The 13862-nt window shown below is 56.4% G+C and carries 12 protein-coding genes; 9 read left to right on the top strand and 3 right to left on the bottom strand.

The annotated features are described in order from the left end of the window. Positions 1-15: 15 nt before the first annotated feature. The 6 genes from ACZ5IU_RS01185 (at position 16) to ACZ5IU_RS01160 (ending at position 8167) form a co-directional block, all read left to right on the top strand. Positions 16-1431, top strand: a complete 1416-nt coding sequence (locus ACZ5IU_RS01185) for an SIR2 family protein (protein WP_464419699.1) — start codon at positions 16-18, stop codon at positions 1429-1431. Then, positions 1421-3661 carry an ATP-binding protein gene (locus ACZ5IU_RS01180; RefSeq protein ID WP_464419697.1) on the top strand — a complete coding sequence of 747 codons (2241 nt, stop codon included), beginning with the start codon at positions 1421-1423 and terminating at the stop codon, positions 3659-3661. Before ACZ5IU_RS01185 ends, ACZ5IU_RS01180 begins: the two co-directional genes overlap by 11 nt. Further along, positions 3658-4707 (top strand): Fic family protein, encoded by a 1050-nt coding sequence (locus ACZ5IU_RS01175; protein ID WP_464419695.1) that lies wholly within the window; start codon positions 3658-3660, stop codon positions 4705-4707. Before ACZ5IU_RS01180 ends, ACZ5IU_RS01175 begins: the two co-directional genes overlap by 4 nt. A 669-nt stretch (positions 4708-5376) precedes the next feature. Further along, entirely contained in the window at positions 5377-6282 is a 906-nt protein-coding gene (locus ACZ5IU_RS01170) for a sulfite exporter TauE/SafE family protein (RefSeq protein WP_464419693.1), read from the top strand. A gap of 26 nt (positions 6283-6308) precedes the next feature. Then, on the top strand, positions 6309-7115 hold the full coding sequence (gene proC, locus ACZ5IU_RS01165; RefSeq protein WP_464419691.1) for a pyrroline-5-carboxylate reductase: 807 nt from the start codon (positions 6309-6311) through the stop codon (positions 7113-7115). A gap of 41 nt (positions 7116-7156) precedes the next feature. Then, positions 7157-8167: a proline racemase family protein gene (locus tag ACZ5IU_RS01160; RefSeq protein ID WP_464419689.1), complete on the top strand. Its 1011-nt coding sequence runs from the start codon at positions 7157-7159 to the stop codon at positions 8165-8167. Between the two features lie 76 nt (positions 8168-8243). On the opposite strand, the gene ACZ5IU_RS01155 is transcribed toward ACZ5IU_RS01160, so the two are convergent. From ACZ5IU_RS01155 to ACZ5IU_RS01145, 3 genes are all read right to left on the bottom strand, one after another. After that, entirely contained in the window at positions 8244-9035 is a 792-nt protein-coding gene (locus ACZ5IU_RS01155; protein ID WP_464419687.1) for a FadR/GntR family transcriptional regulator, read from the bottom strand. A 488-nt stretch (positions 9036-9523) separates the two neighbouring features. After that, complete coding sequence (locus tag ACZ5IU_RS01150) at positions 9524-10282, bottom strand: GNAT family N-acetyltransferase (protein WP_464419685.1); 759 nt, start codon at positions 10280-10282, stop codon at positions 9524-9526. A gap of 186 nt (positions 10283-10468) precedes the next feature. Then, entirely contained in the window at positions 10469-11212 is a 744-nt protein-coding gene (locus ACZ5IU_RS01145) for a class I SAM-dependent methyltransferase (protein WP_464419683.1), read from the bottom strand. 625 nt (positions 11213-11837) lie between these two features. Between ACZ5IU_RS01145 and ACZ5IU_RS01140 the strand changes: the two genes are divergently transcribed. From ACZ5IU_RS01140 to ACZ5IU_RS01130, 3 genes are read left to right on the top strand one after another with little or no spacing between them, the layout of a single operon-like run. Next, positions 11838-12800 carry a carbon-nitrogen hydrolase family protein gene (locus tag ACZ5IU_RS01140; RefSeq protein ID WP_464419681.1) on the top strand — a complete coding sequence of 321 codons (963 nt, stop codon included), beginning with the start codon at positions 11838-11840 and terminating at the stop codon, positions 12798-12800. Then, the gene (locus ACZ5IU_RS01135; RefSeq protein WP_464419679.1) at positions 12797-13354 is read left to right on the top strand and encodes a cysteine hydrolase family protein; all 558 of its coding nucleotides are present in this window, start codon (positions 12797-12799) and stop codon (positions 13352-13354) included. The genes ACZ5IU_RS01140 and ACZ5IU_RS01135 overlap by 4 nt, the downstream gene beginning before the upstream one ends. Next, entirely contained in the window at positions 13321-13839 is a 519-nt protein-coding gene (locus tag ACZ5IU_RS01130; protein WP_464419677.1) for an aminoacyl-tRNA deacylase, read from the top strand. The genes ACZ5IU_RS01135 and ACZ5IU_RS01130 overlap by 34 nt, the downstream gene beginning before the upstream one ends. Positions 13840-13862 lie beyond the last annotated feature (23 nt).

Genomic DNA, 13862 nt, shown 5'->3' with positions numbered 1-13862 from the left:
AAAGGGGGATAGGCAATGAGCGAGACTTTCCGCTTATCTGATTATCAGATAAGCATCGGCAACGAGGATATCATAGAGCGACACCTGCATGGCATCTTGAGCACTGACCCTGAGAACCCCGAGAACCAGGAGAAGGTTCAAAAGGCACTCGATGAACTCCTCAAGGAGATGCGCGTCCGGTTTGGCACAATCATCAAAACCGACAACGTCTCATTCCTGCTCGGGGCCGGTGCCTCCCTGGCCGCTGGAGGCGTATCTCTTGCCACAATACCAAAGCCCCTTGAGAAGTTGCTTATCGACAAGGCTGGCAAGGAGCAGAAAGGGAAAGAAGTCCCCGGCTGGATAGCTCTTTTCTACAAGATCGTTTCAAGCCTTTCCCAAGACGATTTCTCGTTTAAAGAGCGATCTAAGCATTTTCAGTCGACCGAAGAGAAGGATATTCCCGCGATTGGTGTGAACCTTGAAGTCTATCTCAGTCAATTGCATACATGGCATGCCGGAATCCTCGATGTGACTGATACATTGAAACTGACGGGCGGCTCCGAACTGTCAATCGTCAAGAGCGATTTGGCTCGCCTGATCAAAGAGATCACTGGCTCCTTGACGATTCTCCTTAACCTGCCAAAGTCTGGCTTGGATGAGCCTCTTCGGAGTCATAGGAAATTCATCAAGAAGGTCCTCACTCGACCGCTCAACCTGCGACGGGCGAATCTCTTTACCCTCAATTATGACACACTGATTGAACAAGCCGGAGATGCCGAAGGAGCGGTGCTTGTCGACGGATTCGTGGGAACACTGCGCCGTGTTTTTAGGCCCGAGTCCTACGACATAGATTTCTATTTCCCCGCACAGACTACTGAAGGACGGGTTCATAGATTTGATCGGGCACTTCATCTTTATAAGCTACATGGCTCAATTACCTGGCATCGTTCCGAGCCGGATTGGGAAAATCCCTTCGGCCTTTTTGCAACCTTTTACAACGAAGGCTGTCATACAGACGATGTGCTGATCTATCCATCTCCTCTCAAATATGGACAGGCGCTGGGCATGCCGTATTCCGAGCTGTTTCGTCGGTTTGGAAACGCCATCGCGCAACCCCAATCGGCACTTTTTGTGATTGGTTACGGATTCGGAGATGATCACGTCAATGCTTTGATCCGGCAGGCGCTTGCCATCCCGAGCTTTACTCTTGTTGTGGTGGACCCCGATCCGAAGAATGTTTTCGTCTCGAAGCTGGAGAAACTCGAAGATGAACGCGTGTGGATTGTCAAGGGCTGGGGGTTAGGGACATTTGAAGGTTTTGTTGCGAAGCTTTTGCCCGACCTGAGAGAAGAGGAAATCGATGCCAAAGTAATGAAAACCTTCAAGGGGCTATCATCGCCTTCCGGGCGAAAGGCGGAAGATGCAGAAGAGGACAACGATGGCAAGTGACCATGAAATTGGCCGGGTCGTCGCAGTTGACACCGCCCAGGTGACGGTTGAATTGAACCGGGACCTGAAAGCCCTGACCCGATCCACCTATGAGGGAACGCTGGAGGTCGGGCGAATCAACTCATACGTCATAATTCCCGTCGGTGCCCGCCGAATCGTGGCTATGGTCACACGTGTTCTATTGACAGAGGAAAGCGAACTGAAGGCCGACAAGACCATGGTGACGCTGCCTTCCTCCCGAAGATTGATGAAGGCAACGATGATCGGCACTATTGACGAGGGTAGATTCCGGCAGGGGATCAATCTGTTCCCGGTGCTTGACTCACCGGTTCTTATCACGACGCGAAAAGACCTCGATGCGATATTCGGCAAGTCTCCCGATCAGGAAATATCATCTTCTTTAGACGAACCTGGCTTTTGTATCCCAATTGGTCGATCCGCTGTATTTCCAGATTACGACATCAAAATCGATCCGGATGCATTCTTCGGAAAACATGCCGCTATCATCGGAAGTACCGGCTCCGGCAAGTCCTGCACCATCGCCACCATTATTCAGTCTATTATCAACCATGCATCGGTAAAGCAAACGCGGTTCATAATCCTCGACACCAATGGGGAATACCGCACAGCTTTCCAAAGGAAAAATGGGGACCAGGGATGGACCGATGCAGATGCGGCATTCAAAGCGCTCTATATTCCGACCGATCCTACGGAAAAAGAGAAGCTCGCTATCCCATACTGGTTCATGGATTCAGAGGACTTCGTCCGTTTGTTCAGGGCGTCACCTGGCGTTCAGCGGCCGGTACTGCTTAACGCACTGTCGTCGGCTCGTGACTCTGCGGAAGGTGCCGAGAACTGGTTCCTTGTGCGCGAAAACATTATTAAGGAATGCAACCGGATACTTGGGCTTTGTTCTGGTGCCGAGACCAAAGACGCAAAGTCTATCCGGCAGTTATGCGATGGATTTCTCACTTACATTGAGGAGCAGGCCATCGATCAACAAATTAGTCTTCTATCTGAACAATACCCAAATATTACAGCTACAAACATCAAAACGATCTTTGAGGGAATAAGAGATGTCGTGCGGGATGGAATCCGCAACGAGGGACAACAATACGAGGCATACGCAGCCATCGATGTGAACAAACGAAGACGCATTGAGGAGTCTATCAAACCGTTGTTGGGGACTTTATCGCGACTTCCAGAGAACAGCACAGCTCTCAGCACGGCGTCGGCAGATTGCCCGAGGTTCTTTAGCAAAAGCGAATTTCGCTACCGGTATCTTGAGCACGCCATGACTCGTGACGAAGCAAGCTCTTCGCGGGCTCGGGATAATTGCTCAACAATGCTGATGCGTATATACCGGCTACTGGAGGATTCCCGGTTCGAATTCATGTTCGGCCCCACTTGTTCTGAATGGCCATCGGTCACGAACTCTCTTGCTACCTTCATGCGGGACATTCTGGGTGCTGAATGTTTACGCGAAGCAGGACTCACAAACACTGATGTGTGTCCGGAAGGCCAACTGCCTTTCTACGACAGGCAACGACGTGGTTCGACTCGATCCAATGTTGTCATCATTGATCTGAGCCTCCTCGCCTCTGAAGTTCTTGAGAATGTGACGGCGCTTATTGGTCGCCTAATACATGAATTTTTGCAGCGATTGAGCGATCCGGTGAGTGGAATCGGACGTGGGGAGTACCCAGTTGTACTCATTCTTGAGGAAGCACAGAACTATATACGTGAGGGAAGAAAGATGGAGGAGGATTCCATTTCAAAACTCGTCTTTGAGCGCATCGCCCGAGAAGGCAGGAAGTATGGGTTGGGATTGGTTGTAGCTTCCCAACGTCCAAGCGAACTATCAAAAACGGTGCTCTCACAGTGCAATAGCTTTGTTGTTCATCGTCTGCAGAATCCTGAAGATTTGCGCTATTTCCGGGAAATCGTGCCCGGCATCTACGGCCAGCTTCTCGACCAACTTCCAGCTCTTGCCCCTCGAAGCGCCTTGGTATTGGGAGAGTGTGTTCAGGCTCCCGCATTGGTGGAAATGCGAGAAGCCAGTCCTGTTCCAAAAAGCAAGAACCCAAAGTTCTATCGGAGCTGGACCCAAAAGGAGAGTCACCCTGATTTTGAAGCCGTATGCGAAAGGTGGGAGGGGAGGCAACCTGTCTGCCCAGCTCCTGCTGATCAGCCTCATGGTGCTCCTGAGAATGGAGGTGAGGTGGAATGACCAAAAGCTTTCATCCCATCTTCACCATCACCAACCGGATCACCGCCGGGCTGACCCGCATTGAGCGGGCTCGGGGGTTCCTGGAAGCCGCGACTTTGTCCGATGCCTGGGTGCGGGAGATGGGCCGCCGTGCGTTGGTCTTGGAAGCCCACCACACCACGCACATCGAGGGAGCGCGTCTGACCTTGGATCAGGCCGAGCAACTCCTCGCAGGCAATCCGGTCCCCGAGGCCGATCCCGATGATGTGCGGGAATTGCTGAACTACAAGAGGGCCTTTGAGTTCGTTTCCGAGTATCTCGAGCACGGCGGTCCGATTACGGAAGGGCTGGTTCGGGAAATCCACAAGCGGCTCGTCGAGGGCGTGCGGGGCGGAGCCGCTGCTCCCGGCGAGTATCGGAAAATCCAGAACTACGTGGTCAACTCGACCACCGGCGAGACAGTCTACACTCCGCCCCCGGCACACGATGTGCCGATCATGATGACGGAGCTGGTGGACTGGCTCAACCAGGAGAAAGAAGTTCACCCGGTTCTGGTGAGCGGCATCTCTCAGTTCCAGTTCGTGCATATCCACCCGTTCCTGGATGGCAACGGCCGGACATCCCGGCTGCTCTCGACCTTGTGCCTCTACCGGGCCGGGTATGACTTCAAGCGCCTGTTTACGATCAGCGAATACTATGATCGAGACCGGCCGGCATTCTATCGGGCTATCCAGAGCGTCCGCGAGCACGGCATGGACATGACCGGCTGGCTGGAATATTTCGTCGAGGGGTTGACTACCCAGCTTACCGAAGTCAGAGAGCGTGGCGAGCAGGCCATCCGACGGGACGTGCTGGTCAAAGAGCACCGGCTTTCGGACCGCCAGGCCAAAGCCCTCGCCCACATCTTGGAGCACGGCAGTCTGACCATCCAGGATTTCGAGGGCCTATGCCCCGATGTCAACCGCCGGTCTCTGCAGCGAGACCTGAAAGCGATGGTAGACCGAGGTCTGATCGTCACAGAAGGTGAGACCCACCATCTGCTCTACTGCTTGGCGGAGGGAGACTAATCTTTGCGACAGGTTTGCGACAAAGTTTACGACACCTTTGCGACATACTTTGCGACACACACGGCCAGGTTAGGTGCCAGAGAAATGTGACTCAACACCGCTTCCGGCCCGCCGGGGCTCCACATATTCCTTGATAACCCTTTGATATTGAAGGTTTTCGGTTAACAGCCGGAGAACGGAGAACGGTTATGAAGAGGGTTGCACACGGGGAGCCAGAAGACAATACCGTTATCCAAACGGTTCCCAGTCGATGCACGATCCTGTGGGAGTCATCCCGCAGGATCGTGTTTTTTTTGCTTGTCAAGATTCGATAAATGCTGACCTCGCATGTCAAATCAATGTACGGTTTTTGCCGAGAAATGTCGTATTTCGTCCTGATACTGCGAAGGCCCCCCGATAAACCCTTCATTGCTTCTGCGCGCTTCCTCTTATATTACGCCCGAAGATCGGAAAATCGCTTCCGTAAGATTGGGTATTCTTTCCCCGCCGGTTCTCAGGTTTCGTGCGTTCCACCCCCAAGTTGTCAGTTTTTAGATTATCAAAACCACCCTGCGGATACCAGTCCACGACGTGCCATATCACGTCTCTCTTGACAAGAGTATTTCACAGATGTACCATATGTATGTTGTCAGACAACATATGTGAATATACCCGCATAGGAGGGATACCGTGATTACAGCGTTGCTGGTATCGATCGTGCTGATCAATCTCCTTTTTATCGTTCGCTTCGTCGTGGATTTTTTGAAGCATAGGGAGGAAACGTTCGCGGAAAAGGGCAGCAACCTGTTTTATATCGTTCTTGGTTTCATCACGATGATTGGCGCGACGTTCGGCGTTTCGGATTACGCGATCAACACGGTCGTCTACCGCAAGACAGGATATATAGAGGATCGCCTGATCCCGCCGACGCTCAATACGGAGTGCACGATTCCGTTGATGTTCATGGCGCTGATCTACATCACCGCTATTCAGTGCGATTTTCTCACGCTGGTGGTGTTGATCCTCGCGCAAACCATCGGATCGGTTTTCAGTCCGCGGATCGTTGCAAAACTGCCCGCTTCCACGATTCGCTGGGCGATGGGGATCGGTCTTGCGATAGCCGCCCTCTTCGTCTTCCTCGGTCAGATATCCATCCTGCCTTCCGATGGAACCCTCACGAGCCTGCGAGGACCCCGCCTGCTCATCGCGATAGGTGCCTTGTTCGTCTACGGTGCGCTTAACAACATCGGCATCGGTTCCTACGCGCCGACGATGGCCACCATCTACGCGCTGGGTTTGAGCCCGCGCGTGGCGTTTCCCATCATGATGGGCGCATGCACGTTTTCGATCGCCGTGGGATCTTCGGAATTCGTGCGCCTGCAGAACTACGCACGGAAACCGACCTTCTGGTTCGCGATCTTCGGAACGCTCGGCGTGTTCATCGCCGCGTATCTGATCAAGGACATGAATGTGTACTACATCAAATGGGTCGTTTTCGTGGTGATCGTTTTCGCTTCGTTCAGCCTGCTTTCGGGAGAGCTTGCGAGCCTGAAGGTGCGAAGCGCCCACGCCGAGTCCGGCGTGAAACGTGCGTGACGCGCGATGGAAAGGAGAAGGTGACAATGATAGGGAAGTCCGTTGTATTTATCGGCGGCGGCAATATGGCCGAGGGAATCATCCGAGGTCAGATAGCGAACAAGGTGATGGTGCCCGAGAGCATCCACGTGTATGACGTGCTCGAGGAGCGGATGCGGCATCTCCACGACACGTACGGTGTTTCTCCCGTGAACGACGTCGCCGTGGCCATGGCCGAAGCGGAGCTGATTTTCGTGGCGGTCCGGCCGCAGGACGCGGACGTCGTGATGGAGCGGATACGAGCGCACGGCAACGCCGACGCACTCATCGTTTCGATCTGCGCGGGGCTCACGCTCGACCGGATGGCCGAACGCATGGGCGCCGAGCGGCGTATCGCCCGCGTGATGCCCAACGTTCTGATAGAAGCCCGTCACGGCTACAGCGGCGTCTGCATCAACGACAAGATCAACGCGAAGGACAAGGAAGACATCGCCGCGATGATGGGCGCACTCGGACAGACAATGTTCATACCTGAGCGACTGTTCGACGAGTTCACGGCGTACGGTTGCGCAGGTCCCGCGTACGTCCTGCACTTCCTGACGGGAATGATCGACGCTGGGGTGCAGTCGGGCTTCTCCCGCGCGGATTCGGCCGCGATTGCGATCGAGAACATGATCGGCTCGGCCGTAATGTTGCAGAGGACGGGGAAGCACCCGTATCAGATCATCGACGCGATGACATCTCCCGCTGGGGTCACCATCGACGGGATACACGTCCTTGCGGAATCGGGGATTCACGGCGTGGTCATGTCCTGCGTGAAGTCGGCCGTGGAACGCGCCAGGGAACTGTCGTAACGGAGCCGGGCGAGCCGGGTTCCCGGAACTGGCGGTAAGCCATGAATCTCACGAAGAGCATTTGTGCCATCGACACACATACGGCGGGGCAGGCGACCCGGATCATTACCGGGGGAATGCCCGTGTTGCGCGGACGGAGCGTGCTCGAGAAAAAGCAGTATCTCATGGACCATTGTGACCAGCTTCGCAGGTTGGTCATGCACGAGCCGAGAGGGCACGCGGATATGTTCGGTGCGGTGCTGACGGAACCGTTCGATGCCGAGGCGGCGTACGGGATGATCTTCATTGACGGAGCAGGATGCCTCAACATGTGCGGTCACGGAACTATCGGCGTCGCTACGGCGCTGGTCGAGACGGGCATGGTGCCGGTGACGGAGCCGTACACGGATCTGCTGCTCGAAGCTCCCGTCGGCCCCGTCCACGTCCGTGTCCGTGTCGAGAACGCGTGCGCGAAGGAAGTGTCGTTTCGAAACGTGCCCGCGTTTTTGTATAGGGAAGATGTCCGTGTGGACGTGGACGAGATCGGAAGCGTGCCATGCGACATCGCGTTCGGCGGCAACTTCTTCGCGCTCGTCGAAGACAAGGCCCTGAAAGTGGGCGATATCAGCCCGCAAACGATTCCGGAGATCGTTCCGAAGGCGTTGACCCTCATGAAACGCCTTAACGAACAGGTAGCGGTACGGCATCCCGAGCTGCCCATCGAATCGGTGGAGCTCGTGGAGGTTTTCGGGCCTCCGAAGAGCGCGGGTGCGGACTGTCAGAATATAGTCGTTCTGGGACACGGTGAGGTGGATCGATCTCCGTGCGGGACGGGCACGTGCGCGAAAGTAGCTGCTCTGGTCGCGAAGAGGCAGCTTGGTCTGAACGAGGATTTCGTGCATGAAAGTGTCTTCCGAACGAAGTTCACGGCGCGGGCCGTGGAAAAGACAACGGTGGGTCCGTATTCGGCGATCGTTCCAGAAATCACGGGAAGCGCGTTCATCACGGGATTCAATCGGTTGGTGCTCGATGAAGAGGATCCTCTTCAGTGCGGCTTTCAGTTGCAGGAGTGATTGCAAGGACGAGCGAATTCTACGTGGAATAGTCGACGCGGTTCCCCACTCGCCCACGGGGAACCGCGTCGCGTTTTTACGTTTTTTCGGCCAAAAGGCGTCGCACGCGATCGACATCACATTCAAGGTGATTTCTGGCCACTTCCTCGGCGCATCGGCTGTCGCGCTTCTCAAGTGCTTCATAGAGTTTCCGATGCTGATGCAAACAAGATTCGATAAAAGCCTCGACGCTCAGCCCTGGTCTGTAGACGTTCCTTATGATGCAGCGCTCGAACGCTTCGAACGACGCGCTGATCGCGCTCGTTACGAGTCGATTGTGGGCCGCGCGCCGCACCCGGGCGTGAAACGTACGGTTACAGACCTCGAGGTCCGCGAGATTCCCCGCACAGCCTTCGCAGAACTCGAGGCATTCCCGGATCGATTCCAGCTCTGCGGTTGTCGCGCGGGTCGCCGCCATCCCGGCGGCCTGAGGTTCGAGCAGCAAAATGAACTCTATGAGTTCGTGGCATTGCGACAGTTCCAGCATTGTTCCGAACGCCCCGTCGAGTGCCAACCTCTCCACGTCGTTGACGACGGTTCCGTTCTTGGTGCGCGTGATGTATCCCAAAGCGTCCAGAACCTTGTATGCCTCCCTGAGCGTACTGCGCCCGACGGCCAGTCGCGCGCAGAGCGTGTTTTCGTTGGGAAACACGTAACCCGCAGGCAGCTTTCCCCCGACGATCATGTCTCTCAGCTGTTCGAGAAGTTTGTCCGCGTATCCTTGAGTCGTTTGCCGAGCTATCTCAGCAAAGGGATCCACTTCCGGACAACGCATCGAGGTTTCGTTTTTTTCCCCGGTTCGCGTCACGAACATACACGTTTCGTCCATCGTCTCTTCATTCCCCTCGTATCCATCCGCTCCCGTCGCTTTCGCGCAAACGCTTCATCGCGGATAGGCCGTTGCGCCGGCAGTGTATTATATAATACTCCGTACGACGGACTCCGACCCGCCGCTGAAAGGACGATGCTCGATACGACGCGCGTCGCTCGTGATCGATGTTCAAAATCCATGCCCGTGACGTATCCACAGGTGAACTTTCGGAACATCCCGCGGGGGAGCGCAACATTCCGGTCTGCTGATTCGCCACTTGTTGCCAGCGGGACAGAAAGACTTTTAGTCGTAGGCTTGACGGTGCAAAGCGCCCTTGTACCAGGCAGGTCGCGTTGCCTCTGATCCGAAAGAGGGTGGCTTCGTCGAGACCAGCGGAGAGATCGTGCTTCTGACCGAGACGTGTCGTGCGCTCATGGAGCAGTATCCGAAATGATGCTCCGGCCATAGCGCCTTGGTCGCCCGGCGCGGCCGCGACGTCCGTTGTCTCACGCCTCGCGTGTCAGCAACGGCAGAAGGTCTTTTTCGAGCAGGTAGTGGTAGCTCAGGAGCTTCCCGTCGAGAACGAGTGCGAAGACTCCGTATGCCGACGGGGACAAGCGCATGACGTCATCGCGGCTCCTGAGGTCGACGATCCGACTCTCGATTCCGGCTTTCGCGGCTGCGCCCATGGCGATATCGGTGGCGTCCACGACATACGGGCATTGATCCGACCGCACGACGGTCAGCCCTTTCCCGAAGGACTCCGCCTTTTTCTCCCACCCTCCGGCGAAGGACGGGGACGGATGGTCGCCGAACGTTTTGACCATCAGCGAAAAGGCCGGCGGCGCCGTATCGACGCATTCGAATCCGTGCTTGTCGAAAATCCTTCGGTCCGCCAGCCATACCTTTTCGCTGGCCACCGCGGCGACGCCATTCATTCCGCGTTTGCGGGCGTCCTCGATGCAGGCGTCGAGAAGCGCGCCGGCATACCCGTTGCCTTTGCTTTTCCCGACAACCCACAGGCAATGAACGAACAAATATCCGTCGGCATGGACCGCACGCCATGCGTGCTCGCCGGGAACGTACTCGATGAAGCCACGTTCGGGCAAGGCGAGCATCCTGATGTGCAGTCCTTCCGCGAAGCGGTCCTTGAGCCACAGCAGCTTGCGCCGATACCCTTCGGCTTTTCTCTTGCTCATGAAGCAGAAGAAGCCGGTCTTGTCGACGGTGTCTGCGGTCACGTCGAGGATCTTCGCCCTACACATCGTCGATCTCGCTCGTATGCGTTGCTCGGTTCGAACCAGGTGCCGCACGTACGTTCATATGTCGGTCCTCCATGCTGCGAATTGGCGATGCGACGCCTCGAGACCCATTCGCATTTCGGACACGGCGCCGATGACAAGCGCCGGCATATCTTCGACAGCCGTTCGATTGATGAGGTTGCAGCCGAATCAATCGTTCCTCCTCATCACGTAGAAACCGTAACCGAAATACGGCGAATATTTCCTGTGCATTTCCATTTCGGTCTGAAATGAATCCAGCAATCCCTGCGCCTCGGTATCGTCGCGATACGTGGTGCGCATCTCAGCCAGCTTCTTTTCAAGCGGATGATAGTAATCGGACCACCACGACTCGCTCGGCAGTGGGAAGTATCCTACAACCGAATATCCTGCCCGGGCGATCACGGGGAAATTATCTTCGAAATACTTCATGTCGGGTACTTCATTGGCCCAGTATTCTGATACTTCCCGGGGAGGTTCCTTCTCGAACCATACGATTTCGCTGATAACCATGCTGCCGGCTGGCCGAAGAAGAGATCGCCATTTTTCGAGCGCATTGGCAAATCCCATGATATACGCGGCGCCTTCAGACCATATCACGTCGAAACTTCCCGCGGGAAAATCCAGGGCAGCCATGTCACCCTGATGCGTTTGGACCACGGCATCATATTTCCCCGAACGAACCTTTTCGCGAAGTTGCGCCAGAAAGGGCTCGTGATTGTCGACGGCGATGATCCTCCCCGAAATCAGTCCGGCCAGGGCAAGTGTCTGTTTTCCCACGCCGCAGCCGACATCCAATATCTCTGGGTCTTTCGGCAAGCCCTCAAGCATGAGAAAAGCCTTTTTTGTCGATTCGTAATCGCCTGGCCCCTGACGAGGCAAATCCTCAAAAATCTCAAACATAAGATTGTCCATCGATATCTCCTTTCGGGGCTCTCACCCTGATATCTGAAAATGACGAAGCTGCCGGCGGCTGATTGCATCGAACGCGCTTCACGACATTCGTAAATGGATAATCCAATCAAGATGGAGTTTAGGGGGCGTGTGCCAATTCTGCCAATAGTCGATATGGCGATCGTTGAGCCAGACGGCGGCATTTCTCAGAAGTTCGAGAACGGCATTTCGATTGTTTGCGCTCGCATGTCTTGTCGTGAATTCGGGCATGAGACCTCCAAAAATTGTTCGACATGTGCTTATCCCGCAAGCGAAAGTCCGGGCGAGGCAGGAGATCGATTCTTCATGACCACTTCTGTCCGTCAGTGACCTTGTTTGCCTCGTGTCAGGAATACCATTCCGATTATAGCAGCCGGGCACTTGGCTGTATTTGCAAATCTTTTATGTTCTGCAATGTTTTTTTTCGCATATGAATTATCCCGGGACGGATGGTCTTTTGGGATGGAGGGCAATCACACGCGCTTCCAGTACGGGAAACGTGTCGCCTCCTGAAGCTGATAAAGCCGCGAGGATATTTTCGAAAGAACGAATGCAGCCCCGGCACATATCTGGGATAATCCAAATGTCTGAAAGGGAGGGGAATCGATTGCCGGAAAACGGGAATATGGTGAAGGTCGCCGTCGTCCAGGCCGCACCGGTGCTCATGGATAAGCCGGCGACGCTCGAAAAGGCCGTCGCGTTGATTGCGGCGGCGGCGGAGAGTGGGGCGAGAATTGTTCTCTTTCCGGAGGCCTTCATCCCCGCGTACCCTCGGGGATTGTCCTTCGGAACGATCATCGGAAAGCGGAGTCCCGAAGGGAAGCGCGATTTTCAGCGGTATTTCGACAACAGCGTGGACGTTCCCGGCAGAGAGACGCGGGTTCTCGCCGAAGCCGCCGGAAGGCACGGAGTCTTTCTCCTGATGGGCGTCATCGAACGAGAATGGGGAACGCTCTATTGCACGACGCTCTACTTGGGGCCCGACGGAACGCTGCTCGGGAAGCACCGGAAGCTCAAGCCGACGGGCTCGGAGCGGATCGTCTGGGGAGAGGGAGACGGCAGCACGCTGACCGTCGTCGACACCCCCTACGGCAGGATGGGCGGACTCATCTGCTGGGAGAACTACATGCCGCTCGCCCGGACGGCCATCTACGGCAAGGGCGTGTCCCTCTACGTCGCGCCGACCGCCGACTCCCGCGAGGAGTGGCAGGCGACCATCCGCCACATCGCGCTCGAGGGGCGCTGCTTCGTACTCTCGTGCAACCAGCACGTGACGAAGTCGATGTATCCCCGCGATCTGGGGTATTACGGGGATCTCGCGGAGCAGCCGGAGAACATCTGCCCGGGAGGCAGCGCGATTCTGGACCCGATGGGGCGCTACGTCGCCGGACCGGTCTTCGACAGGGAAGAGACGCTGGTCGCGGATCTCGATCTCGACCTCGTCGCGCAGAGCAGGTTCGATTTCGACTGCATGGGGCACTACGCACGTCCGGACGTCTTCCGGCTCCTCGTCAACGAGAGGCCGATGAGGAGCGTCCGTTTCATGGGAGAACAGGAGGAACGTTCATGAATCGTGCGCTTCTCGTCATCGACGTCCAGAACGAGTATTTCGACGGAGCGATGCCCGTCGTCCATCCGCTGGGATCCTCCGCCAACATCCTCCGTGCGATGGATGCCGCGGCTGCGACGGCGATTCCCGTCTGCGTGATCCAGCATACCGCGCCGGACGGACAGCGCGTCTTTCAGAAGGGAACCCGGGGGTGGGATCTTCACCCCGAGATCGAGCGAAGACCGCGCGACATTCTCATCGAAAAGAGGCTTCCCGGGTCGTTCACCGGGACGTCCCTCGGCCAGTGGCTCCGTGACCGGAAGATCGACCGGGTCGTCATCGCGGGGTACATGACGCAGATGTGTTGCGACACGACGGCACGCCAGGCGTGCCACGAGGGGTACTCCGTCGAATTCCTCTCCGACTCGACCGGAACGCTCGCTTTCGCCAATGCGGCCGGATCCGTTTCCGCGGAACAGCTCCACTCGACGATTCTCGTCGTGCAGGCGTCGCGGTTTTCCGAAGTCCTGACAACGGAACAATGGATCGCACGGATAGCGGAAGGGAAGAACTAGCGCGTTCCGTCCGACGGGAGGACATCCCCGCGTCGCTCAGCGCGCTTCGGACGTTTCTCGATTCGACCGGACTGCCGTACGCCTTCCTTCCGAATGCGCGGCCGCTCCGCTCGGCGCAGGAAGGCGCGTCGTTTTTCGGGATCGATATCGCGCAGACGGCTCCGGCCCTCGTCGCCCGCTCCGAGGAGGGGTTTCACCTCGTCATCGTCTCGGGGGCGCACGGAAAGGTCGATTTCGGCGCGTTGGCGCCGCTTTTCGGCGTACGGACGCTCGGGCTCGCGAAACCCGACGAAGTCGAGCGGCATGCGGGAGCCCGTCCGGGATCCGTTCCGCTCGTTATCCCGAAGCTGCCGTGTGTCGTCGATGACGATCTTTTTTCGTGGGAGCGCATTTACGGCGGGAGCGGAGATCCCGGATGGACGCTCTGCGTCCATCCGAAGGTTCTCGACGCTGCCAATAATGTCGTGTCCCGTTTTCGATTCTGAACCATTGCTTGTGCCGGGAAGAA

It is taken from the genome of Lactivibrio alcoholicus (assembly GCF_055390895.1).
This window is presented reverse-complemented; position numbering and strand designations above follow the sequence as displayed.